A 22370-nucleotide genomic window follows, 5' to 3' on the forward strand; every position below is an offset into this window, starting at 1 on the left:
CCCATGCGGATCGGAGAACTCGCCGCCGCCGTCGGCGTCACCACGCGCGCGGTGCGGCACTACCACCACCAGGGCCTGCTGCCCGAGCCCGAGCGGCTCTCCAACGTCCCCCACTCTCGGCTTCGCTCGAGCGGGAGGTGCCCCCATCCGGGACTACACCCTGCGGCACGCCGTCGTCCTCGCCCGGATCCGGCGGCTGACCGAGCTCGGGCTCGGGCTCGCCGAGGTGCGGGACGTGCTCGCGGACGACGCGGGCAAGGACCTCGTCGAGGTGCTCACCGAACTCGACGGGGACCTCGCCCGGCAGGAGGCGGAGATCCACGGGCGGCGGCAGCGGCTGCGGGCCCTGCTGGACGTGGGCGAACTGCCCGCCGAGGGGCCCGTCTCGCCCGAACTGGCCGCCCTGTTCGCCGAGACGGCGCCGCGGCTCGCCGACTCCCCGATGGCCGCCAAGGACCGTGAGGTGTTCGCCCTGATGGAGACGGTGGCCGACTCGGCGGCCCGGGAACGGTTGATGTCCCTGGCCGGTGCCATCGCCGGGTCACCGCAGGCGGTGGCCCGCGCGAACGAGGCCTACGCGCGGCTCGACGCGCTCGCCGACGCGGACCCCGGTGACCCCCGGGTGGCCGAGGCGGCCCGGGTCCTCGCCGACTGCATCCCCGACAAGGCGTTCCCCGACGGCGTCGTCGACCACGAGGACAGCTTCCTGCGTGCCCTCTACGCGGACCTCGCCCCGGCCCAGGCGGCGGCGATCCGCCGGGCTCTGGACATCGTCAGCGGACGACGGCCATGAGGGCGGCGTACTCCGTGCCGTACTCCGTGCTCCGGCACGAGCTGCGGCTGCTGGCGAGTCTGGTGCTGTGGGCCGCCCGGCGGACGGGAGGGACGAGAGGAACGAGAGGAACGAGAGGAACGAGAGCAACGAGAGGGACGGGGGTGACGTTCGGGTACGCGAAGGGCCAGGGCCCCATGATGTTCGGGCTCGCGTTCGTGTGCGTGATCGAGACGGTCGGCGTGTCGGTGCTGCTGCGCAACTGGCCGGCCGTGCACGTCGTCGTCCTCGTCCTGGACGTCTACACCGTCCTCTTCGTCGTCGGGCTGCACGCCGCCACCGTGGTCCACCCGCACCTGCTGACCCCGGACGCGCTGCACGTCCGGGGCGGTGTCCGGCTCGACCTGCGCATACCGCTGGACGCGATCAGGTCCGTACGGCGCGAGACGCGCTACCTGCACGAGAAGACGGCCGGTCAACTCGACGTGCCCATCGGCTCGCAGACCTCCGTGACCCTCGAACTCGCCGAACCCCTCGCCCACTTCAGCCTGCTGGGCCGCCGACAGGAGGTGCGCGTCGTCCGCTTCCACGCCGACGACGCCACCGACCTCGTACGCCGGCTCGAAGAGCAGCGGCTCACGCGGGCGCGAAGAGCACCTTCGTCGTCCCCGGGTCGGCCTCCGTCAGCCGGACCGGCAGCCGCTCGCCCAGCGGAAGAGGCTCGCCGGCCTCGATCCGGCCTATGACGGCGGGCTGCTGCAACAGCACCTTCCCGACGGTCGGCCGGTGCGGCTCGACCTCCACCACGCACCCGTCGAAGACCTCGCCGACCCGGTCCTTGAGCAGGGCCGCCTCGACGATGTCGACGCACTCCCGCTCCACCGTGCCGGCCCGCCGCGCTCCCTCGGCCATCTGCTTGGGGAGCGTTTCCAGCGCCATCGGCACCCAGTCGGGCGGCTCCTCCCCCGCGGCCGCCGCCAGGCACAGCTCCGAGGCGTAGCGGTCGGCCAGGCGGCGCAGCGGCGCGGTGCAGTGGGCGTAGGGGGCGGCGACGGCCGCGTGGGTGGTGTGCGAGGGGAGGGCGCCGTCCTGGAAGACCGTGTAGCCGGCGCCGCGCAGGAGTGTGGTGCACTCCTGCAGGAAGGCCGCGTGGCGGGGGCGGCGCGGGTTCAGGGAACGGATCAGCGCGGCGTACGAGACATGGTGCGGCCACTCGATGTGCAGCGCGTGCGCGGTACGGCGCAGGCGGGCGACCGCGCCGTCGGGGGCGACCGGGAGGGTGCGCAGGACGCCGGTGCCGTAGGCCAGCATCATCTCGGCGGCGGCCATGCCGGTGAGCAGGGAGATCTGGGCGTTCCAGGCGTCGGCGGGCAGCGGGGCGCGGTAGGTGAGCTCGTAGGTGTGGTCGTACTCGACGATCTCCTGCTCCGGCACGTTGAGGGAGATGCCGCCGCGCTCCACCTCGAGGCGCTCGCGGGCTTCGCCGATCTCCCTGAGCAGGGCGACGGGCTCCTCGGCGGTGCCCTCGTCGATCCGCTTCTGCACGCCCGCGTAGTCGAGCCTGGCCCGGCTGCGGACCAGGGCCCGGCGGACGTCGGCGGTCCGCGTCCGTCCGTCTCCGTCCAGGTCGATGGTCCACAGGACGGCCGGGCAGGTCTGGCCGGGGAGCAGGCTGGCCGCGCCCTCGCTCAGCACGGCGGGGTGCAGCGGGACCTTCTCGTCGGGGAAGTAGAGGGTGTTCACGCGATGGTGCGCCTCGGAGTCCAGCGCGCCGCCGGGTACGACGAAGGCGGCCACGTCGGCGATGGCGTACCGGACGCGGTAGCCGCCGTCGTGCCGGGACAGGTGCATCGCCTGGTCCAGGTCGTTCGCGGTGGGCGGGTCGACCGTGAAGAAGGGGATGTCGGTCGCGTCGTGCCCGGGCACGGCCGGGAACCTGGCGACGCCCTCGGCCTCCTGGAGGACCTCGGGCGGGAAGCTCTCGGGGACGTGGAGGTCGGCCCGGAGCGCGGCGAGCGCGGCCCGGAGGGGGGCCTCGGGGGCACCCTTGACGCGGATGTGGCGGCGGGGCATAGGACGAGCGTAGTCACAGGACGCCGGTCCGGCCCCTTACGCTGGCGCGAAGCGTTGATGCGGAAACGCCGGTCGTGAACGTAGTTGGTGAAGAGGAGTACCTGTGCTGGTCCTGCTGCCGCCCTCGGAGGGCAAGGCGTCCTCGGGCCGTGGTGCCCCGCTGAAGCCGGAGTCGCTGTCCCTGCCGGGGCTCGCGGCGGCGCGTGAGGCCGTGCTCGCCGAACTGGTCGACCTGTGCGCCGGTGACGAGGAGAAGGCCCGCGAGGTGCTCGGGCTGAGCGAGGGGCTGCGCGGCGAGGTCGCCAAGAACGCGGCGCTGCGGACGGCGGGCGCGCGGCCGGCCGGGGAGATCTACACCGGGGTGCTGTACGACGCCCTCGGCCTCGCCACCCTGGACGCCGCGGCGAAGAAGCGGGCCGCGCGGTCGCTGCTGGTCTTCTCGGGGCTGTGGGGTGCGGTCCGGGTGACGGACCGGATCCCGTCGTACCGGTGCTCGATGGGGGTGAAGCTGCCGGGGCTGGGCGCGCTGGGTGCGCACTGGCGGGGGCCCATGGCCGAGGTGCTGCCGGAGGCGGCCGGGTCGGGGCTGGTGCTGGACCTGCGGTCGGCGGCGTACGCGGCCGCGTGGAAGCCGAAGGGGGAGGTGGCCTCGCGGACGGCGACCGTGCGGGTGCTGCACGCGCCGACGCGGAAGGTGGTCAGCCACTTCAACAAGGCGACGAAGGGGCGGATCGTACGGAGCCTGCTGACCGCGGGGATCGCGCCGGGTGGTCCGGCCGAGCTGGTGGAGGCGTTGCGGGAGCTGGGGTACGAGGTGGAGGTGGCGGCGCCGGGGAAGGCGGGGCAGGCGTGGTCGCTGGATGTGCTGGTGACGGAGGTCCACTGACGTCACCGGTGACAGAGGTCTACTGGTGCCACCGGTGACAGAGGTCTGCTGACGCCGCCGGCACCCCGCCGTCGCATTGCAGCATGCGCAACGCCCTTTGCGCGCTCTGCATCGCCTCGGCAGGATGTTCGCCATGCCCACCTCCCTGCTGGACCTCGCGCCCGTCGTACCCGTCGTAGTGATCGAGGACGCCGACGACGCCGTGTCGCTGGCTCGGGCGCTGGTGGCCGGTGGACTGCCCGCCATCGAGGTGACCCTGCGGACCCCGGCCGCGCTCGACGCCGTCCGGGCGATCGCCGGTGCGGTGCCGGAGGCGGTGGTCGGGGCGGGGACCGTTCTGACACCGGAGCAGGTGACGGAGTGCGTCGCAGCCGGGGCCCGGTTCCTCGTCAGCCCGGGGTGGACGGACGGGCTGCTGACGGCGATGGCCGCCTCCGGGGTGCCGTTCCTGCCGGGGGTGTCGACCGCCTCGGAGGTGGTGGCGCTGCTCGAACGCGGGGTGCGGGAGATGAAGTTCTTCCCGGCGCAGGCGGCGGGCGGCACGGCGTATCTCAGGTCGCTCGCCGGTCCGCTGCCGCAGGCCCGCTTCTGCCCGACGGGCGGGATCGGCCCGGAGAACGCGCCGGAGTACCTCGCCCTCCCCAACGTCGGCTGCGTGGGCGGCACCTGGATGCTTCCGGCGGATGCCGTGGCGGCCCGGGACTGGGCCCGTGTCGAGTCGCTGGCCCGGGCCGCGGCGGGGCTCAGGCCTGGGCCGAAGTCCGGGCTCAGGGACGCAGGTGGGACGTCTCGTTGAAGAGCCGTACGCTCGCGTTGCCGTCCGCGTAGTACGCCACCGCCGACAGCGAGGCCGCCGACAGTTCCATGCGGAACAGGGACTGGAGCGGGGCGCCGAGGGCGAGTTGCACGAACGTCTTGATCGGCGTGACGTGCGTGACGAGCAGGACCGTGCGGCCGGCGTAGGCCGCGATCAGCTTGTCCCGGGTGGCCGCGATGCGCGCCGCCGTCTCGGCGAAGCTCTCACCGCCGCCGGTGGGGTGGGCCGACGGGTCGGCCAGCCAGGTGGTCAGGTCGTCGGGGTAGCGCTCGCGGACCTCGCCGAAGGTGAGGCCTTCCCAGGCGCCGAAGTCCGTCTCCTTGATGCCCTCCTCGATCGTGACGTCGAGGCCGAGGCGCTCGGCGACGGCCGCGGCGGTCTGCCGGGTGCGGGTGAGGGGGGAGGCGAGGATCGTCTCGATCGTGCCGCGGCGGGCGAGGGCGTCGGCGGCGCGCTGCGCCTGCTCCAGGCCGACGGGAGAGAGTTCCGGGTCGGTGCCGCCGCTGCCGGAGAAGCGTTTCTGGGGGGTGAGGGGGGTTTCGCCGTGGCGGAGCAGCACGAAGGTGGCGGGGGCGCCCATGTCTGGCGACGAGGCCCAGCCGACGGTGGGCTTGGCCGCGGGCCCCGTCGCCACGTTGCGCGCGGCGCGGGAGTCGACGCGGGGTGCGTCGGCCGTCGTCACAGTGCCGGTGCGTGGGGGCTGGTCGCGCCCACGCGGCGGAGCCGCAAATGTCTCAGCCCCGCGCCCCTTACGGGGCACTCCCGTGCCCGCGTCCATCGCCTCGTTCGCCAGGCGGTCCGCGTGTTTGTTCTGCTCTCTCGGGATCCACTCGTACGTCACCTGGGCCGCCGGGAGCACCCGGGCCGCCTCAGCCGCCAGGGGCTTCATGTCCGGGTGCTTGATCTTCCAGCGGCCGGACATCTGCTCGATGACCAGCTTCGAGTCCATGCGGACGTGGACGGTCGCGGAGGGGTCGAGGTCGTGGGCCGCGCGCAGGCCCGCCAGGAGGCCGCGGTACTCGGCGACGTTGTTGGTGACGACGCCGAGGTACTCGGCCGCCTCCGTCAGCGTCTCGCCGGTCACCGCGTCTATGACCACCGCGCCGTAGCCGGCCGGCCCCGGGTTGCCCCGGGAGCCGCCGTCCGCCTCGACGATGAACTCCCTTGCCACGTAAGCCCCTTGCGTGTTCCCGCTGCAGTGTTCCTGGTTCCTACAGACCCGACTCGGACGTGCGCACCAGGATCCGGCGGCAGTTCTCGCAGCGCACCACCGTGTCGGGTGCGGCCGAGCGGATCTCGGCCAGCTCGGTGATGGCGAGCTCCTGGCGGCAGCCCTGGCAGGTGCGGGCGTACAGCTTGGCCGCGCCGATGCCGCCCTGCTGCTCGCGCAGCTTGTCGTAGAGCTTGAGGAGGTCGGCCGGGACCGAGCCGGCGATGACCTCGCGCTCCTTGGTCACCGTCGCCACCTCGGCGTCGATCTCCTCGGACGCGGAGTCGCGGCGCGCGGTGGCCTCGTCGATCCGGCCCTGGACCGCGCCGACCCGCTCGGACAGCTCGGCGACCCGTTCCTGCACGGACTCACGGCGCTCCATGACCTCGAGGACGACGTCCTCCAGATCGCCCTGGCGCTTGGCGAGGGAGACGATCTCCTTCTGGAGGTTCTCCAGGTCCTTCGGGGAGGTGACCGCGCCGGAGTCCAGGCGCTGCTGGTCGCGGGCGGCGCGCTGGCGCACCTGGTCCACGTCCTGCTCGGCCTTGGTCTGCTCGCGGGCGGTGTCGCTCTCCTCGGTCTGCCCGGCCACGAGCAGGTCGCGCAGCTGGGTGAGGTCCTTGGACAGCGACTCGATCTCGGCGTGCTCGGGCAGCGACTTCCGCTTGTGCGCCAGCTGCTGGAGGCGTACGTCCAGGGCCTGGACGTCGAGGAGTCGGATCTGGTCGGCGGGCGCGGCGTTCAGTTGGGGGCTCCAAGGGACGGTGAGTGGCTGGTCCAGGGGTCGGTGACCGTCTTGGAGACGTGCACCCGCAGGTCCCAGCCGTGGCGGTCGGAGATTTCGTCGAGCTGGGCTGCGGCCAGCTCGCACCAGGGCCATTCGGTGGCCCAGTGCGCCGCGTCGAGCAGCGCGAGGGGGCTTTGGGCTACGGCTTCGGAGGCCGGGTGGTGGCGCAGGTCGGCGGTGAGGAAGGCGTCCACCCCGGCGGCGCGTACGACGTCGAAGAGGCTGTCGCCGGAGCCGCCGCTGACGGCGATCGTGCGGACGAGGGCCTCGGGGTCGCCGGCGACGCGGATGCCCTGGGCGGTGGCGGGGAGGCGGGTCGCGGCCCGGTCCGCCAGCTCCCGGACGGTGACGGGGTGGTCCAGCTCGCAGACGCGGCCCAGGCCCCGGCGGCCCTCCGGGTCCGTCGGGTCCGGGACCAGGGGGCGTACGACGCGCAGGTCCAGGGCGCCGGCGAGGGCGTCGGAGACGCCCGGGTCGGCGGTGTCGGCGTTGGTGTGGGCGACGTGCAGCGCGATGTCGTTCTTGATCAGGGTGTGCACGGCCCGGCCCTTGAAGTGGGTGGCCGCGACCGTCGTCGTGCCGCGCAGGTAGAGCGGGTGGTGGGTGACCAGCAGGTCGGCGCCCAGCTTCACCGCCTCGTCGACGATCTGCTGGACCGGGTCGACGGCGAAGAGGACCCGTGCGACCTCCTGGTCGGGGTCGCCCGCGACCGTACCGACCGCGTCCCAGGACTCGGCCCGTTGGGCGGGCCACAGGTTGTCCAGCGCGGCGATGACTTCTGACAGACGGGGCACGGGGAAAGGCTACCTGCCTGTTCCGCGGGGCCGTACCTGCTCGCCCACGGGAGGCGACGCGCAGCACACCCGCCACCGTTTCCTCAGGCGAATCGCCGAGTGTGCACCCGTATGTGTGAAGTCGGCGTCTGCCGGTCCCCGCCTGTGCGTACGAAAACTAGCTTCGTGGCCGGAGGTGACCGAACGATGACGGCCTGTGCGATCGAACCCTCGGCTGCGGACGAGGAAGACAGCGCGCCGGGGGCGGGCTGCACCATCACGGTGGACGGGGCGTACGCGGCCCGGCTGGCCCAGCAGGATGGTTCCTGCTTCCCGGAGCGGTGGACGCTGGACGGCCCCGAGCCGTACGCCGTTCCGCTGCCCGGCAACCAGCCGGAGGAGCCGGGCACGGAGGTGCAGCCGATGGGCGACGGGCGGGTGCTCATCCGCCGGCTGGTGGACGGGCGGCACCACTTCGCCCTGCTGTATCCGACCGGGCCGGGCACCGGTGAGCTGCCGCTGGGGGCGGTGGAGTACCCGGACGGGGGTGCCGACGAGGGCGCCTCGCTGCGGCTGCTGCCGCCGGCGCCGGGGGGTGTGCGGGCGTATGCGCTCGCCGTGGGGCCCCGGTCGTCCGCGGTGTGGCTGGTGGCGGGCGGGACCTTCGGTCCTGAGCAGCTCGCGGTGGTGCCGGGGCGGTGTTCGGGCGGGGTCTGGCTGGACCGGGACGGGCGGATGCTGGCCCTGGACCGGGAGCTGGGCGGGCGGACCAAGGCGGTCGTGGTCGATCTGGAGCGGGGCGGCGAGGTGTCGCCGCTGCTGCAGATCGCGGCGGACAGCGACGACCGGCTGCTGCTCGCCGACCCGGACAGCGGGCTGATCCTGGTCGGCTCGGACGCGCCCAGCCCCGGGCAGGAACGGTTGGGCTGGGGTGTCCTCGGCTCCACGCTGCCGGTGCGCTTCCCGGAGAGCCTGCGGGTGCCGGAGTGCCGGGACTGCGTGGTGACGCCGTTCGCCGTGCAGCCGGGGCAGGTGCTGGTGCCGGAGAGCTGCGGGGTGGCGCTGCGGATCGACGGCCCGCTCGGCAGCTGGGTGGGCGCTTGGCGGCCCAGAGCGCGCAGGATGTGCCATCTCCCGGCGCCGGAGGGGTGGTTGTCCGGCGCCGGGTTGTGGACGCAGGACGGGGTGCTGCGCCTGCCGTACGCCACGGGGGAGGTCCCGTGCGGCGTGGCGGCGGTGGCGGTGCCCTGGGGGGAGACGGGGGAAGCGGGGGGCTCGGGGGAGACGGGGGAGTACGGGGGGCCGGGGGACGCGGGCCCGGGGGATCCGGTTCATGACGGCGCGGCTGCCGGGGCGTCGGGTACGCCCGGGGAGCAGGCGGAACCGGATCCCCCGGGGCCTGTCGTGGCCCGTCCGGTGCCCTTGCAGCAGGCGCCGTTGGCCCGGCTTGTAACGAACTAGCACCGGTCGGCGTGGCCGCCTGGATACGCCCCGTGGTGCGCCCGATAAACTCACCGCGCTGTAGAAAGATCATGTTGACGGGGTGAATTCTTCCGATGAGCGACGCCAGCACGTCCCAGCCGCTGTCCGCCGACCTTCAGGAAACGGACGGCCACGGCAAGCACCGCGGTCACGTCTCGGGGCAGGACAGCGAGACGGCCCCCAGCGGCCGGCACCGCAAGCCGGAGCCGGCCGAGTCGGTGGCCTGACGGGGGTAGGTAGTTAGGTAGGTAGGTAGAGGCAGGGGGCTCACCGGGTGGCTGGTGAGCCCCCTTCTTCATGCCCTGCCCAGTGGTATGTCACATGGCACCCGCGGCGCTATGTGACATATCACTGCCGCTTCAGCCCCAGCACCTCCGCCGCCGCGAACGTCTCCCCCGCCGCCCGGTCCGCGTAGTGCGGGGTGAGGAGGGCGTCGAGTTCGTCGTAGCTGAAGGTGTCCTGCTTGCTGTCGAACTTGGCCTGGACGCGCGGCCGTTCGACGATCGCGACCATGCCGCCGTGGACGACCAGCAGCTGGCCGTTGACGCGCTCGGCGGCCGGGGAGGCCAGGTAGCCGACGAGCGGGGCGACATGCTCGGGTGCCAGCGGATCGAGTCCCTCGGCGGGCTGCTCGAACCCGGCGAAGACGTCCTCGGTCATCCGGGTGCGGGCGCGCGGGCAGATCGCGTTGGCGGTCACGCCGTACTTGGCGAGGGCGAGGGCGGTGGAGGTGGTCAGGCCGACGATCCCGCCTTTCGCGGCCGCGTAGTTGGGCTGTCCGGCGGAACCGGCGAGGAAGGCCTCGGAGGAGGTGTTGACGATCCGGCCGTAGACCTTCTCGCCGCCCGCCGCCTTGGACCGCTCCCGCCAGTGCGCCGCCGCGAAGTGGGTGGTGTTGAAGTGGCCCTTGAGGTGGACCCTGATCACCGAGTCCCACTCGTCCTCGGTCATGGAGAAGACCATGCGGTCGCGCAGGATGCCGGCGTTGTTGACGAGGATGTCCAGCTTGCCGTAGGTGGTTGTCGCAAGCGTGAGAAGGTCTCGCGCCTGTGAGAAGTCCGCGACATCGCCGGTGTGGGCGACCGCCCGGCCGCCCGCCGCGCGGATCTCCTCGGCGACCTGCTCGGCGGGGGCCGCGGAGGCGGCGCCCGAGCCGTCCCGGCCCGGCTGGCCGAAGTCGTTGACGACGACGGCCGCGCCCAGCCGGGCCAGTTCGAGTGCCTCGGCCCGGCCGAGCCCGCGACCGGCTCCGGTCACGATCGCGGTGAGTCCCTCCAGCGGCCTCTCCGGCATCGACATACGGCGGCTCCTCCTCAGATCTCTATGCAGGTGCGCAGCGCGGTGCCCGTGCGCATCTGGTCCAGGGCCTCGTTGATCTCCGCCAGCGGCACCCGGTGGGTGATCAGGCCCTCCAGGTCGATCCGGCCGGCCCGCCACAGGGCGATGGTGCGCTCGTAGGAGCGGACCACGTCTCCGCCGCCGTACATGGAGGGCAGGATCCGCTTCTCGTCGAAGAACAGCTCGAACATGTTGAGCTGGAGGAAGTCGTCCATGGCGCCCGCGCCGACGACCACGAGGGTGCCGCCGCGCCGGGTGTTCTCGTACGCGGTCCGGGCGGTGGCGGACTTGCCGACGACCTCGAAGACGTAGTCGAAGCCCTCGCCCGCGGTGACCTCCTGCTTGGCGCCGGGCAGTTCGTCGGGCGAGACCGCCTTCGTCGCCCCGAACCGGAGCGCCGACTCGCGCCGCGACTCGACCGGGTCGACGGCGACGATCTCGGCCGCGCCCTTGAGCCGTGCCCCCTGGATCGCCGAGATCCCGACGCCCCCGCAGCCGATGACGGCGACCGACGAACCGGCCTCCACATCGGCCGTGTTGAGGGCCGCGCCGAGTCCGGTGGTGACCCCGCAGCCGATCAGCGCGGCGATGTCGAAGGGCACGTCGTCCGGGATCGGCACCGCGCACCCGGCGTCGACCACGACCTCCTCGGTGAAGGTGCCGGTGCCCGCGAAGCCGAAGACGTCTCCGCCGGGGCGCCGGAAGTTGGGGGTGCCGGCGTTCATGAACCCGGCGAGACACAGCTCGGTCTGCCCGCGCCTGCAGGCGGGACAGGCACCGCAGGCCGGCAGCCAGCAGACGACCACCCGGTCGCCGGGCTTGACCCGGGTGACGCCCTCCCCCACCTCCAGGACCTCGCCCGCGCCCTCGTGGCCCGGCACGAACGGTCCCGGCTGCGGCAGCACCCCGCTCATCGCCGACAGGTCCGAGTGGCACAGCCCTGTGGCGCGCACCCGGATCCGCACCCTGCCGGGCCCGAATCCCACCGCCTCGACGTCGTCGAGGACGTCCAGCTTCTCCTGGCCGATCTCGTGCAGTACGGCTGCGCGCATGGTGCGGCTCCCCTCAACTGCTCAGCTGCTCAACTGATCAAGAGTGTTCGACGATCGTGTCGGCGAGGACCGGCGCGTCCTCCCGCTCGACGGCGCTCACGGCGACCCGGACCTGCCCGTCGCCCCGCCACATGCGGATGCGCAGCGTCTCCCCCGGGTACACCACGCCCGCGAACCGCGTCCCGTACGACCGCACCCGGCTCACGTCCCCGTCGAGCAGCGTGTCCACGACCGCCTTGAGCGTCATGCCGTAGGTGCACAGCCCGTGCAGGATGGGCCGGTCGAAGCCGGCGCGCTTGGCGAAGTCGGGGTCGGCGTGGAGCGGGTTGTAGTCGCCGGAGAGGCGGTAGAGCAGGGCCTGGTCCTCGCGGATCGGGCGCTCGACGGTCCGGTCGGGCTCGCCCGCGGGCGGGTCGAGCCGGGTCGAGGGGCCGCGGTCGCCGCCCCAGCCGCCTTCTCCTCGTACGAAGATCTGCGCGTCGTTGGTCCACAGCGGGCCGTCGGCGTCCGCGACGTCGGTGCGCATCACCAGGACGGCCGCCTTGCCCTTGTCGTACACGGCGGCGATGCGGCCGGTGGCGGTGGCGGTGCCCGCGACCGGGATGGGGCGGTGCAGGATGAGGGACTGGCCGCCGTGCAGCACCTTGGCGAGGTCGACGTCGACGCCGGGCATGGACAGTCCGCTGATCACCCCGGGCGAGCCGGCGCCCGCGACGGTGGCGAAGCTGGGCAGCACGTGCAGCCGCGTCTCCAGGGTGTAGCGGAGTTCGTCGGGGTCCGTGGCGGGGCGGCCCGCGCCGATGCCGAGGTGGTAGAGCTGGACGTCCCGGCGCTCCCAGCCGATCTCCCCCGACCGGGGTTCGGCGGCGAGGGCCTTGGCTGCGTCGATGGGCATACGGCTCCTGAGGTGTCTCAAGACCTCGGCACGGCCGTCCGCACCGTCGGCCGCACCGAGGTCGTCCACGGGCGCGTCTAGAACGCGTTCCAGTCCAGCGCCCCTTGTATAGCCCAGCGCTCCGCACTTGTGAAGGCTCCTGACGTCGTGTCAGATATGGCGCTGCCCGGCCGGGACATTTGTCCTGCCCGACGCCGTACATCCGCCTCTGCCGGAGGAGCGTGGCCTTCCGTAGGGTCGTAGCGCCGGACTGGAGTACGGATCGGGGGAGAACGAGATGTCGTGGCGGCAGCAGATGAGGTGCCAGACCGAGGCCTGGCGGACGGCGCGGGCGCAGTGGCGGGAGGAGATGGACCACTTCAAGGAGCAGCAGAAGGCGGCCCGGAAGAACGGTGAGGTGCCCGAGCACGCGGGCCCGCCGCCCTCCGGGTTCGCCCTGCTCCCCTGGCTGCTGATGGGGATGGGCTCCCTGTCCAACCTGCTCCAGGGCAAGACGGCCAACCCGCTGATCGGCGGCTTGGGCCTGCTCGCCTTCAACTCCCTGTACATCTACGTGACCTTCCGCTCCTTCCGCAAAGAGGCCCGGCAGTCCACCTCCACCCGCGTCGCCCTGCTGCTGATGGGCCTGCTCACCACCGGCCTGGCCCTCGGCTACGGCGGCAACTGGCTGATGTTCTTCCCGCTGCTCGGCCTCGCCGCGGGTGCGGTGCTGCGCGGGCCCTGGCTGGGCCGCGCCGGGATCCTGCTCGCCTGCTTCGCCGGCGCGGTCTCCTGGTACCGGGACGGCTCCGACGCCATCACCATCGCCTACGGCACCTTCCTGTCGACGATGATCACCGCCGCGATCCTCTCCCTCTCCGAGGCCGTGCGGGAGCTGCGCGCCGCGCGCGAGGAGCTGGCCCGGCGGGCGGTGGAGAAGGAGCGGCTGCGCTTCTCCCGGGATCTGCACGACCTGCTCGGGCACACCCTCTCGGTGATCGTCGTGAAGTCGGAGGCGGCCCGCCGGGTCGCGCCCCGTGACCTGGACGCGGCGCTGACGCAGATCTCCGACATCGAGTCGGTCGGCCGGCAGGCGCTGACCGAGATCCGGGAGGCGGTGACCGGCTACCGGGAGGGCAGCCTGGCCGCCGATCTGGCCCGGGCCCGCTCGGCCCTCAAGGCGGCGGGCGTCGAGCCGGCGGTCCGGCAGTCGGGGGCGCCGCTCGCCCCGCAGACCGAGACGCTGCTCGGCTGGGTGGTGCGCGAGGCGGTCACCAACGTGGTCCGGCACAGCGGCGCCACGCGCTGCGAGATCACCGTCGACGGCGCCGCCGGGCGGGCCCGGCTGACGGTCACCGACGACGGCCCGGGCGCGGTGGCCGCCGAGCCCTGCCGGGAGGGCATCGGCGGCACCGGTCTGCAGGGGCTGACCGAGCGCCTCGCGGCGGCGGGCGGCTCCCTGAGGGCCGGCCCGGCGCCGCGCGGCGGCTTCACGGTCACCGCGGAACTCCCCACCGAGGCGCTGGAGCTGCTGGCCTCGACGGCTCACACGGCTCCTACGGCGCCCACGGCGAGCTGACGACCCAGCTCACGTCGTCGGTCCACGAGGTGGCGCTGTCCCAGGCGTTGGAACCGCCGTCGCTCGCTATGTAGAGGTTGTAGTTGTAGTGGCGGAGGTATTTCGTCGGGTAGTTGTACGAGGCGAAGGACGTGCCCGTGCCGCTCTTGCCGGTCGTCGGGCAGAAGGTGGCGTCCTGCCGATACGTGGTGGTGCCGTCCATGGGCTGCCGGTAGATCTTGTAGTTGTAGTGCCGCAGGTAGTCGCCGGGGTAGTTCCGGGACTCGAAGGAGACGCAGGAGCTGTCGGCGAGGCCGGGGCGGACGATCCAGGTGGCGTCGCCCTTGTCCAGGGCGGAGCTGCCGGAGGTGATGGCGGACAGCACGCCGGCGTTGTTCTGGTGGCGCACATAGTCGGCGGTGCAGCAGGACGTCGTGGCCTTCAGGGAGATCTCCGAGGCGGAGCCGAGGGTGCCGGTGGAGCCGGTCGCACCGCCGTAGCCGACGGAGACGATGTTGGACTGGACGGTGTCGTCGGCGGCGTCGGTCGGGATGCCGGAGGTCATCACGCCCTCGAAGAACGAGCCGATGGAGCCGTTGCTGTTGTCGCCGCCGGTGCCGAGGACGATCGCGCCCTCCTGGTGCATCGGGGAGTAACCGCTGCTGGTGCTGGGCTCACTGCCGGAATAGGTGGTGGTGAGACCGCCCGATTGCGCGTTTCCCCATTTCAGTGCGAAATGGTCCTGCCCGTTGTTCTTCAGCAACGCGGTGACGAACGGTATCGCGCCGGTGCCGGTGTTGGACGAGTTGGTGCTGTAGCCGAGGTTGGACTGGAACAGCCCGTTCTCCAGGTCCGCCTGCACCCAGGGGCCGGAGCCGTAGCAGGGCGAGAACCAGCACTCGGTGCCGAAGTTGATGGCGTCCATGTGGCCGTTGCCGGTGTCCTTGTTGTTGGTCTCGGCGTTGCCGTAGTCGAAGCAGCAGCTGCCGTTGACATGGGTGCCGGAGGTGACCATGTACATCCCCTCGGCACCGCCGTTGGTGGCGACGCCCGAGGTCGAGTTGTCCCGGTAGCCCATGCCGGCCGAGATCTCCAGGCCGTAGACCTGGTGCCCGCCGACGGTCACCGGCAGCGCGTCCGCGGGGGCCCCGACATCGGCCGCGCCGGCCCCGCCGGCACCCTCGACCGTGAGGTCGTTGTGCTTACTGGACTGGTCGTAGATCCTGGTGATGATGCAGGTCGTACCGGCGCAGAAGGAGTTCTGCGCGGCCGCGTTGGCGTAGCCGCCGGTGGCCAGCAGGCCGATGTTGGCGGTGGCGCTGTCCGAGGCGCGCTGCACCTGGTAGAGGGAGCCGCTGTACGACGAGTACAGCGCCCGGACCATGCTGTGCGCGGCGACGCACGGGGTGCCGGCGGCGGCGTAGACGTCACAGGGCAGCGAACTCGCGGCGGCCGCCTCGGGGGCGCCGGCCCCGACGACGAGCGCGGCGACGGTCGCGAACGCCGCGAGCGCGGACAGCACGGCTCTCCTGACGCGCGGCGGACAGGAGCGCAGGACTCGTGCAGGCACTGAGAACACGGTGCACCTCTTCTTGGTTCCTCGTAGGGCGGTGCGGGTGCTTGCCGTCCGGTATCCCGAACGTTGTTCGATCGAAATACCGAACCTATTCAGCTGTCGAAATACCGACCATTCGCCGGTCATTCAGGGAATTGCAGAGGTGATTGTTTGAGCACGGTCAACCGCCGTCAAGCCCTGCGGCGCGGAACAATAACCACTCTTTAATGGCCGGGTCCGGAGCTAGGCTTGGGCTGTGTACGAGCCTGCGAACGAGATGCCCCGGGACCACCGGCCCGCCAAGTCCATCAGGGTGCTGCTCGCCGAGGACCAGGGGATGATGCGCGGGGCTCTCGCCTTACTGCTCGGGATGGAGCCGGACATCGAGGTCGTCGCCCAGGTCGGGACGGGCGACGCCATCACGGACGCGGCGCTGGCCCACCGGCCCGACGTGGCCCTCCTCGACATCGAACTGCCGGGCATCAGCGGCCTGGAGGCGGCGGCCGAGCTGCGCGAGCAGGCACCGGACTGCCGGGTGCTGATCCTCACCACCTTCGGGCGGCCGGGCTATCTGCGCCGGGCGATGGAGGCCGGGGCGGCCGGGTTCCTCGTCAAGGACGGTCCGGTGGAGGAACTCGCCCAGGCGATCCGGCGGGTGCTCACCGGGGAGACCGTGGTCGACCCGGCGCTCGCCGCGGCCGCGCTCAGCGCCGGGCCGAGCCCGCTCACCGCCCGCGAGTGCGACGTGCTGAAGGCGTCGGTGGACGGCGCGACCGTCGCCGACATCGCGGCGAAGCTGCATCTGTCGGAGTCGACGGTCCGCAACTACCTCTCCGCCGCGATCGGCAAGACCGGCACCCGCAACCGCGCGGAGGCGGTGCGGGAGGCCCGGCAGCAGGGGTGGCTGTGACCTCCGGGCAGGTCGGCCGAAGGCGTTACTTCGTCACCTCCGCCGACTGGTAGGCCGTGCCCTGCGGGGCCACGCAGACGAACCAGTTCGCCGTCGGGAAGCCGCCGACCGCGCGGATCGCGTTTCCGTCGTCGTGTGCCGAGAAGCCCACGGCGGGGCGGGCCACGCTGGTCCGCCCGTCCTTCCAGTCGCAGGTGACCTCCTGGGCGGTCTTGGCGACCATGCCGATCACCAGCCGCCCCGAGCTCGCGGGGTCGGACGAGAACCGGGTCGCGATGGACTCCAGGTCCGTGCCGGCGTAGGACTCCAGTGTGCGGACGGTGTTGAACATGACCTGCTGGGCGTGCTCCTCACCCCAGCCCCGGGTCGCGAAGAACGAGACCTTGCCGATCAGGTCGGCGGGCTTGCGGGCATCCGCCGGCTTCAGCCCCAGCTCGGCCATGGCGTCGAACTGCCGGTCCGCCTCCGTCTCGTTGCGCGGCGCTCCCCACACCTGGACGCTGACGCTCCACTCCTTGCCCTGGTAGGTCCCCCGCGCCAGCTCGGTCCGCTGCGGCTCGTACACATGCCGCGCCTCGGGAGATGCCGGGTGTGCCGCAACCTGTGTCCGGTGCTCCCCGGGCAGCCCCGCGAACGCCAGCGTGGCCCCCGCCGATCCGCCCAGCACCACCACCGCCGTGGCCGCCGCCATCGCCCATCGCCGTGCCCGGCGCCGACGCCCGCCGCGCAGCACCGACTGGACGGGGGCTATACCGATCTCGACCTCGTCCGCGGCGTCCGCGAGGAGGAGGGCGATGTCCGACTCCGTCTGTGTCATGCCGTGGTTCTCCCGGTTCCCGCTCATCAGTTACGCCCTCCCTGCGTCACCATCTCGGCCAGTCCCGGTATGGCACGGAGTTTCGCGATCCCCTTGGCCGCGTTGCTCTTGACCGTGCCGACCGAGCAGCCCATCGCCTCCGCCGCCTGGGTCTCCGTCAGGTCCTCCCAGTAGCGCAGCACCACCGCCTCCCGCTGCCGTGGCGGCAGCTCGGCGAGCGCCTTGAGCAGGGTGCTGCGGTCGTCGGCCTGGGCGATCCGGTCTCCCGTGTCCGGCACCTCGCGCACCAGGCCCGAGTCGTCCTTCGGCGCGAGGAACTCCTTGAGTTTCCTTCTGTGCCTGCGCGCGTGCGCGTTGATCATCACGCGCCGCACGTACGCCTCCGGGTCGTCGGCCGAGCCGACCCTCCGCCAGGCCACGAAGACCTGTTCGAGCGTCGACTGGACCAGGTCCTCGGCGGCGTGCTGCTCCCCCGTGAGGAGAAATGCCGTACGCAACAGCCGCGGCCAGCGGCCGATCATGAAGCTCTGGAACTCCTCGTTCCGAGCGTCCTTCCGCTCCCCCATGGGCACCTCCTAGATGTAAGAAGGAGTCCACGAGCCGCCCGGACCGTTGCCCCCCGCGCCAGAATTCTCCGGCCCACTACACGGCAGTCGATCGGCCCACTACGCGGCAGTCGATCGGCCCACGTCGCCGCAGCCCACCGGCCCACGTCGCCGCAGCCCACCGGCCCACGTCGCGACGGCGCCCCGGCCTACTTCGCGAAGACCGTCCGGCGCGGCAGCCACAGCAGCATCAGCACCGCCCCGGCCAGCAGCACCCCGGTGCCGGCGCGGAAGACGGCCGCGTACCCCTCCGTCAGGGCGGTCGCCCCGGCCGCCCCGCCCGTCCGGGCCGCCGCGACCGTCGACATCACCGCGAGCCCCAGCGAACCGCCCATCGTGCGGGAGGTGTTGACCAGCCCCGAGAGCAGCCCGGCCTCCGTCGGCGCCGCCCCGGACGTGGCGAGCGCGGCCAGCGGGGTCGCGGCCAGGCCCGCGCCGAGCAGCATCAGGATGCCGGGGAACATGATGGCCGTCGCATAGGAGCCGTGCGCGCCCATCGTCGACTGCCAGGCGAACCCGGTCGCCGCGACCAGGGTGCCGGTCACCGCCACCGTCCGCGCCCCCGCCCGCCGCATCAGCCGCGGCGCCGTCTTGGAGCCGACGAGCACCGCGACCGAGCTGGGCACCAGGGCGAGACCGGCCTCCAGCGGGGTGTAGCCGAGGACGTTCTGGGCGTAGAGCGTCATGAAGTACCACATGCAGAACATCGCCGAACCGGACACCAGCATGGCCGCGTTGGCCGACGCCACCGGCCGCCGGCCGAGCAGTCCGAGCGGCATCAGCGGGGCCGCCGTACGCGCCTCGACGTACAGGAACAGACCGAGCAGCGCGAGTCCGGCGACGAGCGGGAGCAGGGTCCGGGCCGCCGTCCAGCCGGCCCCCTCGGTCTGCGAGATGCCGTACGCCAGGGTGCCGAGGCCCGCTGTCACCAGCAGTGCGCCGGGCAGGTCGAGGCGCCGGCCGTCGCCGGCCCGGCTCTCCGTCAGCCACCGCACGGACCCGGCGAGGACCAGTGCGCCCACCGGCACGTTGATCAGCAGCACCCAGCGCCAGGACAGCACGTCCACCAGCACCCCGCCGACCAGTCCGCCGGCCGCGCCGCCCCCGGCGCCGACCGCCGTCCAGGTGGCGATCGCCCGCGCCCGGGCGGGCCCCTCCGGCACGGCGGCCGTGAGCAGGGTCAGCGTCGAGGGCGCGAGGACCGCCGCGCCGAGACCCTGCACGGCGCGGGCGAGCAGCAGCTGCCAGCCGTCCTGGGCGAGTCCGCCGCCGAGCGAGGCCAGCGTGAACAGGCCGAGCCCGACCAGGAACATCCGCTTGCGGCCGTACAGGTCGCCGGCCCGCCCGCCGAGCAGCATGAACCCGGCGAAGGCGATGGCGTACGCGTTCACCACCCACTGCAGCCCGGAGGCGCTCAGCCCCAGGTCGGCGCGCATCGACGGAAGCGCCACGTTGACCACGGACACGTCGAGCACGACCAGGAACTGCCCGGCGCACGCCAGCGACACCACGAGCCAGGTGGGGGGCGCGATACGGCGGGATATGTGCGAGGTGTCCGCGGCTTCGAGCATGGGCGTCATGCTCTCAAGCCGGTTACGGTCCTTGCATCGGCTTTTCGGCCCACCCGGCCTCGGTCCCCGGCCGTACGCCCTGGCCCTACCCCGCCCGCCGGAACAGCGTCACCACCGCCGCCCCGCCCAGCCCGATGTTGTGCGCGAGCCCCACGCGGGCGCCGGGCACCTGCCGGTCGCCGGCCGTGCCGCGCAGCTGCCACACCAGTTCGGCGGTCTGCGCGAGTCCCGTCGCGCCCAGCGGATGCCCCTTGGAGATGAGCCCGCCGGACGGGTTCACCACCCAGCGCCCGCCGTACGTGGTCGCGCCGGACTCCACGAGTTTGCCCGACTCGCCGACGGCGCACATGCCGAGCGCCTCGTAGGTCAGCAGCTCGTTGACCGAGAAGCAGTCGTGCAGTTCGACCACGTCGACGTCCTCGATGCCGAGGCCGGCGCGGTCGTACACCTGGCGGGCCGCCGCCCGGGACATCGGCTGTCCGACGACGTCGACGCACGAGCCGGACGCGAAGGACTCCTCGGTGTCGGTCGTCATCGCCTGCGCGACGATCTCGACGAGCCCGGTGAGCCCGCGCCGTTCGGCGAACCGTTCGGAGACGACCACGGCCGCCGCCGCGCCGTCGGAGGTGGGCGAGCACTGGAGTTTGGTGAGCGGGCGGTGGACGGTGCGGGAGGCGAGGATGCCGGCGACGTCGTACACGTCCTGGAACTGGGCGTACGGGTTGTCCGCGGAGTGCCGGTGGTTCTTGGCGGCCACGGCGGCGAGCTGCGCCTCGGTGGTGCCGTACCGCTCCATGTGTTCGCGGGCCGCGTCGCCGAAGATCTGCGCGGTGGGCGGGGTCATCTCGAAGCCGTGCCGGGCGGCCATGACGCCGTAGTGCCGGGCGACGGGGGAGGTCGAGAAGTCGCCATCGTCGGCCCCGCTCCCCAGCGCGCCCCTCTTCATCTTCTCGAAGCCGAGGGCGAGGACGCAGTCGGCCGCACCGCCCTCCACCAGCTGGCGGGCGAGCATCAGGGCGGTCGCGCCGGTGGCGCAGTTGTTGTTGACGTTGTAGACGGGGACGCCGGTGAGACCCAGTTCATAGGCGGCGCGCTGGCCCGCGGTGGAGGGCTGGAAGCAGTAGCCGACGGGAACCTGTTCCACCTCGCGGTAGGTGATCCCGGCGTCGGCGAGCGCGGAGCCACCGGCCTCCCGGACCATGTCCCAGTACTGCCAGTCCCGACTCTCGGGCTTCTCGAACTTGGTCATTCCGACCCCGGCGACATACGCCTTCACAGCAGCCATGACGCGGGAGATTAGAACACGTTCCACAAACAGGCCAGACCCTGACGGCGGATCAGAAACCCATGGGACGGTCAAGGATTCGTTAGCAGCTCGAAGCAACGGAATAGTTGCCTGTGCATACGAGGTTTACCTTGCACTTAACCCGCTACGGCTCCCTCTCCGTCACCACCTTCCGTCACTCTCTCGGCCCGGAGGCCCCACTCAATGACGCACACGACGACCGACCAGCCCACCCGGGGCGCGAGCGGGGCCGTGGTCCCGGTCCTCGCCTTCGCGGGCATCGTGGTCGCGGTGATGCAGACCCTGCTCGTTCCGGTCATCAAGGACCTCCCGCAGCTGCTGGGCACCGAACCCAGCAACGCCACCTGGGTCCTGACCTCGACGCTGCTGTCGGGCGCCGTCGCCACCCCGATCATGGGTCGCCTCGGCGACCTCTACGGCAAGCGGCGGATGCTGGTCCTGAGCCTCGCCGTGATGGTGGTCGGCGCGCTGGTCAGCGCGCTCACCAGTGACCTGCTCACGATGATCGCGGGCCGGACCCTCCAGGGCTTCGCCATGGGCGCGATCCCGCTGGGCATCGGCCTGATGCGCGACATGCTGCCGCGCGAGAAGCTCGGCTCGGCGATGGCCCTGATGAGCTCCTCGATCGGCGTCGGCGGCGGCCTCGCGCTGCCCGCCGCGGCCCTGGTGGCCCAGCACATGGACTGGCACGCCCTGTTCTACGGCGCGGCCGGCCTCGGCGTGCTCTCCATAGCCCTGACCTTCCTCGTCGTACCGGAATCCCCGATGCGCGCGGAGGGCTCCTTCGACGTGGCCGGCGCGATCGGCCTGTCGGCCGGTCTGGTGCTGCTCCTGCTGCCCATCACCAAGGGCAGCGACTGGGGCTGGTCGTCCGGCACCACGCTGGGCCTGTTCGCCGCCTCGGTGGCCGTCCTCCTCCTCTGGGGCGTCTTCGAACTGCGCCACTCCGCCCCGCTGGTCGACCTGCGCACCACGGCCCGCCCGGCGGTGCTCTTCACGAACCTCGCCTCGATCATGGTGGGCGTCAGCTTCTACGTCGTCTCGCTGGTCCTGCCGCAGCTGCTCCAGCTCCCGAAGGCCACCGGCTACGGCCTCGGCCAGTCGATGGTCACCGCCGGTCTGCTGGTCGCTCCCCTGGGCCTGACGATGATGTTCACGGCGCCGGTCTACGCCCGCCTGTCCGCCAAGTACGGCCCGAAGACCACCCTGATCCTCGGCATGCTGATCATCGGCATCGGCTACGGCGCCGGTCTCGGCCTGATGAGCGCGGCCTGGCAGAGCCTGGTCATCGCGGTCGTCCTCGGCGCCGGCATCGGCCTCGCCTACTCCTCCCTCCCGGCGCTCATCGTCGGCGCGGTCCCGGCCTCGGAGACCGGCGCGGCGAACGGCCTCAACACGCTGATGCGGTCCATCGGTACGTCCGTGTCCAGCGCCGTCATCGGCATGGTGCTGGCCAACACGGCGAACCACGTGGGCGGTGTCGCCGTCCCGACCATGCACGGCTTCCGGGTCTCGTTCCTGATCGCCACGGGCGCGGTCGCGGTGGGCCTGGTGCTCGCCCTGCTGCTGCCCAGGCGGAGCCGGCCGGCCGAGGTCGCCCAGCACACGCAGCTGCGGGCCAGCAGCGAGGAGGACGCCGTGCTCGCGGGCGCCGAGGAGGTGCTGCGGGGCTTCCGCGGCCGGGTCCTGGACGCCGCGGGCGGGCCGGTGGCCCGCGCCAAGGTGACCCTGATCGACCGGCGGGGGCGGCAGGCGGGGGCGACGCTGTCCGCCGAGGACGGCACGTACGCGCTCGCGGTGCCGGCCGAGGGGGCGTACGTCCTGGCCGCGAAGGCCGCGGGCCACGGTCCGCTCGCCTCGTCGGCGACCCACGCCGGGGACGACCGCGCGGTCGACCTGGACCTGGCGCTGCCGGGGGAGACGGTCAGCGCGTAGCACTCCGTGGGGGTGGCCGCGAGTAGTCCGGGGCCGCCCCCACTTGCTA

At 72.5% G+C, this 22370-nt stretch carries 20 protein-coding genes and 1 pseudogene; 9 read left to right on the forward strand and 12 right to left on the reverse strand.

The features are described 5' to 3' along the window. Positions 1 to 3: 3 nt before the first annotated feature. Both ACFWPQ_RS27525 and ACFWPQ_RS27530 read left to right on the forward strand, forming a co-directional pair. Positions 4 to 793 (forward strand): annotated as a pseudogene (locus tag ACFWPQ_RS27525) (MerR family transcriptional regulator). Continuing rightward, entirely contained in the window at positions 790 to 1518 is a 729-nt protein-coding gene (locus ACFWPQ_RS27530) for a hypothetical protein (RefSeq protein ID WP_384040119.1), read from the forward strand. Before ACFWPQ_RS27525 ends, ACFWPQ_RS27530 begins: the two are co-directional and overlap by 4 nt. On the opposite strand, the gene ACFWPQ_RS27535 is transcribed toward ACFWPQ_RS27530, so the two are convergent. Beyond that, entirely contained in the window at positions 1409 to 2845 is a 1437-nt protein-coding gene (locus tag ACFWPQ_RS27535) for an RNB domain-containing ribonuclease (RefSeq protein ID WP_384040122.1), read from the reverse strand. The genes ACFWPQ_RS27530 and ACFWPQ_RS27535 overlap by 110 nt on opposite strands. A gap of 103 nt (positions 2846 to 2948) precedes the next feature. On the opposite strand from ACFWPQ_RS27535, the gene yaaA reads away from it, so the two are divergent. Beyond that, positions 2949 to 3731 (forward strand): peroxide stress protein YaaA, encoded by a 783-nt coding sequence (yaaA, locus tag ACFWPQ_RS27540; RefSeq protein WP_384040125.1) that lies wholly within the window; start codon positions 2949 to 2951, stop codon positions 3729 to 3731. Between the two features lie 124 nt (positions 3732 to 3855). Next, positions 3856 to 4527 (forward strand): bifunctional 4-hydroxy-2-oxoglutarate aldolase/2-dehydro-3-deoxy-phosphogluconate aldolase, encoded by a 672-nt coding sequence (locus ACFWPQ_RS27545; RefSeq protein ID WP_384040128.1) that lies wholly within the window; start codon positions 3856 to 3858, stop codon positions 4525 to 4527. Here ACFWPQ_RS27545 and ACFWPQ_RS27550 read toward each other — a convergent pair. The 3 genes from ACFWPQ_RS27550 to ACFWPQ_RS27560 are packed head-to-tail and all read right to left on the reverse strand — an operon-like array spanning position 4499 to position 7339. Further along, positions 4499 to 5719 carry a bifunctional RNase H/acid phosphatase gene (locus ACFWPQ_RS27550; RefSeq protein WP_384040131.1) on the reverse strand — a complete coding sequence of 407 codons (1221 nt, stop codon included), beginning with the start codon at positions 5717 to 5719 and terminating at the stop codon, positions 4499 to 4501. The genes ACFWPQ_RS27545 and ACFWPQ_RS27550 overlap by 29 nt on opposite strands. 40 nt (positions 5720 to 5759) lie before the next feature. Continuing rightward, positions 5760 to 6503, reverse strand: coding sequence for a zinc ribbon domain-containing protein (locus tag ACFWPQ_RS27555; protein ID WP_384040338.1), 744 nt, complete (start codon positions 6501 to 6503; stop codon positions 5760 to 5762). Beyond that, complete coding sequence (locus ACFWPQ_RS27560) at positions 6500 to 7339, reverse strand: Nif3-like dinuclear metal center hexameric protein (RefSeq protein ID WP_384040134.1); 840 nt, start codon at positions 7337 to 7339, stop codon at positions 6500 to 6502. The genes ACFWPQ_RS27555 and ACFWPQ_RS27560 overlap by 4 nt, the downstream gene beginning before the upstream one ends. Before the next feature lie 186 nt (positions 7340 to 7525). Between ACFWPQ_RS27560 and ACFWPQ_RS27565 the strand changes: the two genes are divergently transcribed. Both ACFWPQ_RS27565 and ACFWPQ_RS27570 read left to right on the forward strand, forming a co-directional pair. After that, positions 7526 to 8779, forward strand: a complete 1254-nt coding sequence (locus ACFWPQ_RS27565) for a hypothetical protein (RefSeq protein WP_384040137.1) — start codon at positions 7526 to 7528, stop codon at positions 8777 to 8779. A 95-nt stretch (positions 8780 to 8874) separates the two neighbouring features. Beyond that, positions 8875 to 9027, forward strand: coding sequence for a hypothetical protein (locus ACFWPQ_RS27570; RefSeq protein WP_383701824.1), 153 nt, complete (start codon positions 8875 to 8877; stop codon positions 9025 to 9027). A 121-nt stretch (positions 9028 to 9148) separates the two neighbouring features. Here ACFWPQ_RS27570 and ACFWPQ_RS27575 read toward each other — a convergent pair whose 3' ends face one another. From ACFWPQ_RS27575 to ACFWPQ_RS27585, 3 genes are read right to left on the reverse strand one after another with little or no spacing between them, the layout of a single operon-like run. Continuing rightward, the gene (locus ACFWPQ_RS27575; protein ID WP_384040141.1) at positions 9149 to 10099 is read right to left on the reverse strand and encodes a 3-oxoacyl-ACP reductase; all 951 of its coding nucleotides are present in this window, start codon (positions 10097 to 10099) and stop codon (positions 9149 to 9151) included. Between the two features lie 14 nt (positions 10100 to 10113). Further along, a complete protein-coding gene (locus tag ACFWPQ_RS27580) occupies positions 10114 to 11190 on the reverse strand; it encodes a Zn-dependent alcohol dehydrogenase (protein WP_351709674.1) in 1077 nt (358 codons plus the stop codon). A gap of 37 nt (positions 11191 to 11227) precedes the next feature. After that, positions 11228 to 12085 carry a MaoC/PaaZ C-terminal domain-containing protein gene (locus ACFWPQ_RS27585; RefSeq protein ID WP_384040145.1) on the reverse strand — a complete coding sequence of 286 codons (858 nt, stop codon included), beginning with the start codon at positions 12083 to 12085 and terminating at the stop codon, positions 11228 to 11230. A 277-nt stretch (positions 12086 to 12362) separates the two neighbouring features. Here ACFWPQ_RS27585 and ACFWPQ_RS27590 point away from each other — a divergent pair, with 277 nt between their 5' ends. After that, on the forward strand, positions 12363 to 13643 hold the full coding sequence (locus ACFWPQ_RS27590) for a sensor histidine kinase (RefSeq protein ID WP_384040148.1): 1281 nt from the start codon (positions 12363 to 12365) through the stop codon (positions 13641 to 13643). Here ACFWPQ_RS27590 and ACFWPQ_RS27595 read toward each other — a convergent pair. Beyond that, the gene (locus tag ACFWPQ_RS27595; protein ID WP_384040150.1) at positions 13621 to 15192 is read right to left on the reverse strand and encodes an alpha-L-arabinofuranosidase B; all 1572 of its coding nucleotides are present in this window, start codon (positions 15190 to 15192) and stop codon (positions 13621 to 13623) included. The genes ACFWPQ_RS27590 and ACFWPQ_RS27595 overlap by 23 nt on opposite strands. Positions 15193 to 15454: 262 nt before the next feature. Between ACFWPQ_RS27595 and ACFWPQ_RS27600 the strand changes: the two genes are divergently transcribed. Then, positions 15455 to 16087: a response regulator gene (locus tag ACFWPQ_RS27600; protein ID WP_384040341.1), complete on the forward strand. Its 633-nt coding sequence runs from the start codon at positions 15455 to 15457 to the stop codon at positions 16085 to 16087. 25 nt (positions 16088 to 16112) lie between these two features. On the opposite strand, the gene ACFWPQ_RS27605 is transcribed toward ACFWPQ_RS27600, so the two are convergent. From ACFWPQ_RS27605 to ACFWPQ_RS27620, 4 genes are all read right to left on the reverse strand, one after another. After that, positions 16113 to 16931 carry a hypothetical protein gene (locus ACFWPQ_RS27605; protein WP_384040153.1) on the reverse strand — a complete coding sequence of 273 codons (819 nt, stop codon included), beginning with the start codon at positions 16929 to 16931 and terminating at the stop codon, positions 16113 to 16115. Further along, positions 16931 to 17470, reverse strand: a complete 540-nt coding sequence (locus ACFWPQ_RS27610; protein ID WP_384040155.1) for a SigE family RNA polymerase sigma factor — start codon at positions 17468 to 17470, stop codon at positions 16931 to 16933. Before ACFWPQ_RS27610 ends, ACFWPQ_RS27605 begins: the two co-directional genes overlap by 1 nt. 188 nt (positions 17471 to 17658) lie before the next feature. After that, on the reverse strand, positions 17659 to 19089 hold the full coding sequence (locus ACFWPQ_RS27615; RefSeq protein ID WP_384040158.1) for an MFS transporter: 1431 nt from the start codon (positions 19087 to 19089) through the stop codon (positions 17659 to 17661). Positions 19090 to 19165: 76 nt separating this feature from the next. Then, positions 19166 to 20365, reverse strand: a complete 1200-nt coding sequence (locus ACFWPQ_RS27620; protein WP_384040161.1) for a lipid-transfer protein — start codon at positions 20363 to 20365, stop codon at positions 19166 to 19168. A gap of 204 nt (positions 20366 to 20569) precedes the next feature. Between ACFWPQ_RS27620 and ACFWPQ_RS27625 the strand changes: the two genes are divergently transcribed. Further along, the gene (locus tag ACFWPQ_RS27625) at positions 20570 to 22321 is read left to right on the forward strand and encodes an MFS transporter (protein ID WP_384040164.1); all 1752 of its coding nucleotides are present in this window, start codon (positions 20570 to 20572) and stop codon (positions 22319 to 22321) included. Positions 22322 to 22370 lie beyond the last annotated feature (49 nt).

The organism is Streptomyces sp. NPDC058464 (assembly GCF_042721035.1).
Lineage (GTDB): Bacteria > Actinomycetota > Actinomycetes > Streptomycetales > Streptomycetaceae > Streptomyces.

Bases quoted from the DNA above. Each gene is read 5' to 3' on its own strand.
- ACFWPQ_RS27530 (WP_384040119.1), top strand. From the start codon at position 790: ATGAGGGCGGCGTACTCCGTGCCGTACTCCGTGCTCCGGCACGAGCTG.
- ACFWPQ_RS27535 (WP_384040122.1), bottom strand. From the start codon at position 2,845: ATGCCCCGCCGCCACATCCGCGTCAAGGGTGCCCCCGAGGCCCCCCTC.
- ACFWPQ_RS27545 (WP_384040128.1), top strand. From the start codon at position 3,856: ATGTTCGCCATGCCCACCTCCCTGCTGGACCTCGCGCCCGTCGTACCC.
- ACFWPQ_RS27565 (WP_384040137.1), top strand. From the start codon at position 7,526: ATGACGGCCTGTGCGATCGAACCCTCGGCTGCGGACGAGGAAGACAGC.
- ACFWPQ_RS27570 (WP_383701824.1), top strand. From the start codon at position 8,875: ATGAGCGACGCCAGCACGTCCCAGCCGCTGTCCGCCGACCTTCAGGAA.
- ACFWPQ_RS27575 (WP_384040141.1), bottom strand. From the start codon at position 10,099: ATGTCGATGCCGGAGAGGCCGCTGGAGGGACTCACCGCGATCGTGACC.
- ACFWPQ_RS27580 (WP_351709674.1), bottom strand. From the start codon at position 11,190: ATGCGCGCAGCCGTACTGCACGAGATCGGCCAGGAGAAGCTGGACGTC.
- ACFWPQ_RS27585 (WP_384040145.1), bottom strand. From the start codon at position 12,085: ATGCCCATCGACGCAGCCAAGGCCCTCGCCGCCGAACCCCGGTCGGGG.
- ACFWPQ_RS27590 (WP_384040148.1), top strand. From the start codon at position 12,363: ATGTCGTGGCGGCAGCAGATGAGGTGCCAGACCGAGGCCTGGCGGACG.
- ACFWPQ_RS27600 (WP_384040341.1), top strand. From the start codon at position 15,455: ATGCCCCGGGACCACCGGCCCGCCAAGTCCATCAGGGTGCTGCTCGCC.
- ACFWPQ_RS27605 (WP_384040153.1), bottom strand. From the start codon at position 16,931: ATGAGCGGGAACCGGGAGAACCACGGCATGACACAGACGGAGTCGGAC.
- ACFWPQ_RS27610 (WP_384040155.1), bottom strand. From the start codon at position 17,470: ATGGGGGAGCGGAAGGACGCTCGGAACGAGGAGTTCCAGAGCTTCATG.
- ACFWPQ_RS27615 (WP_384040158.1), bottom strand. From the start codon at position 19,089: ATGACGCCCATGCTCGAAGCCGCGGACACCTCGCACATATCCCGCCGT.
- ACFWPQ_RS27620 (WP_384040161.1), bottom strand. From the start codon at position 20,365: ATGGCTGCTGTGAAGGCGTATGTCGCCGGGGTCGGAATGACCAAGTTC.
- ACFWPQ_RS27625 (WP_384040164.1), top strand. From the start codon at position 20,570: ATGACGCACACGACGACCGACCAGCCCACCCGGGGCGCGAGCGGGGCC.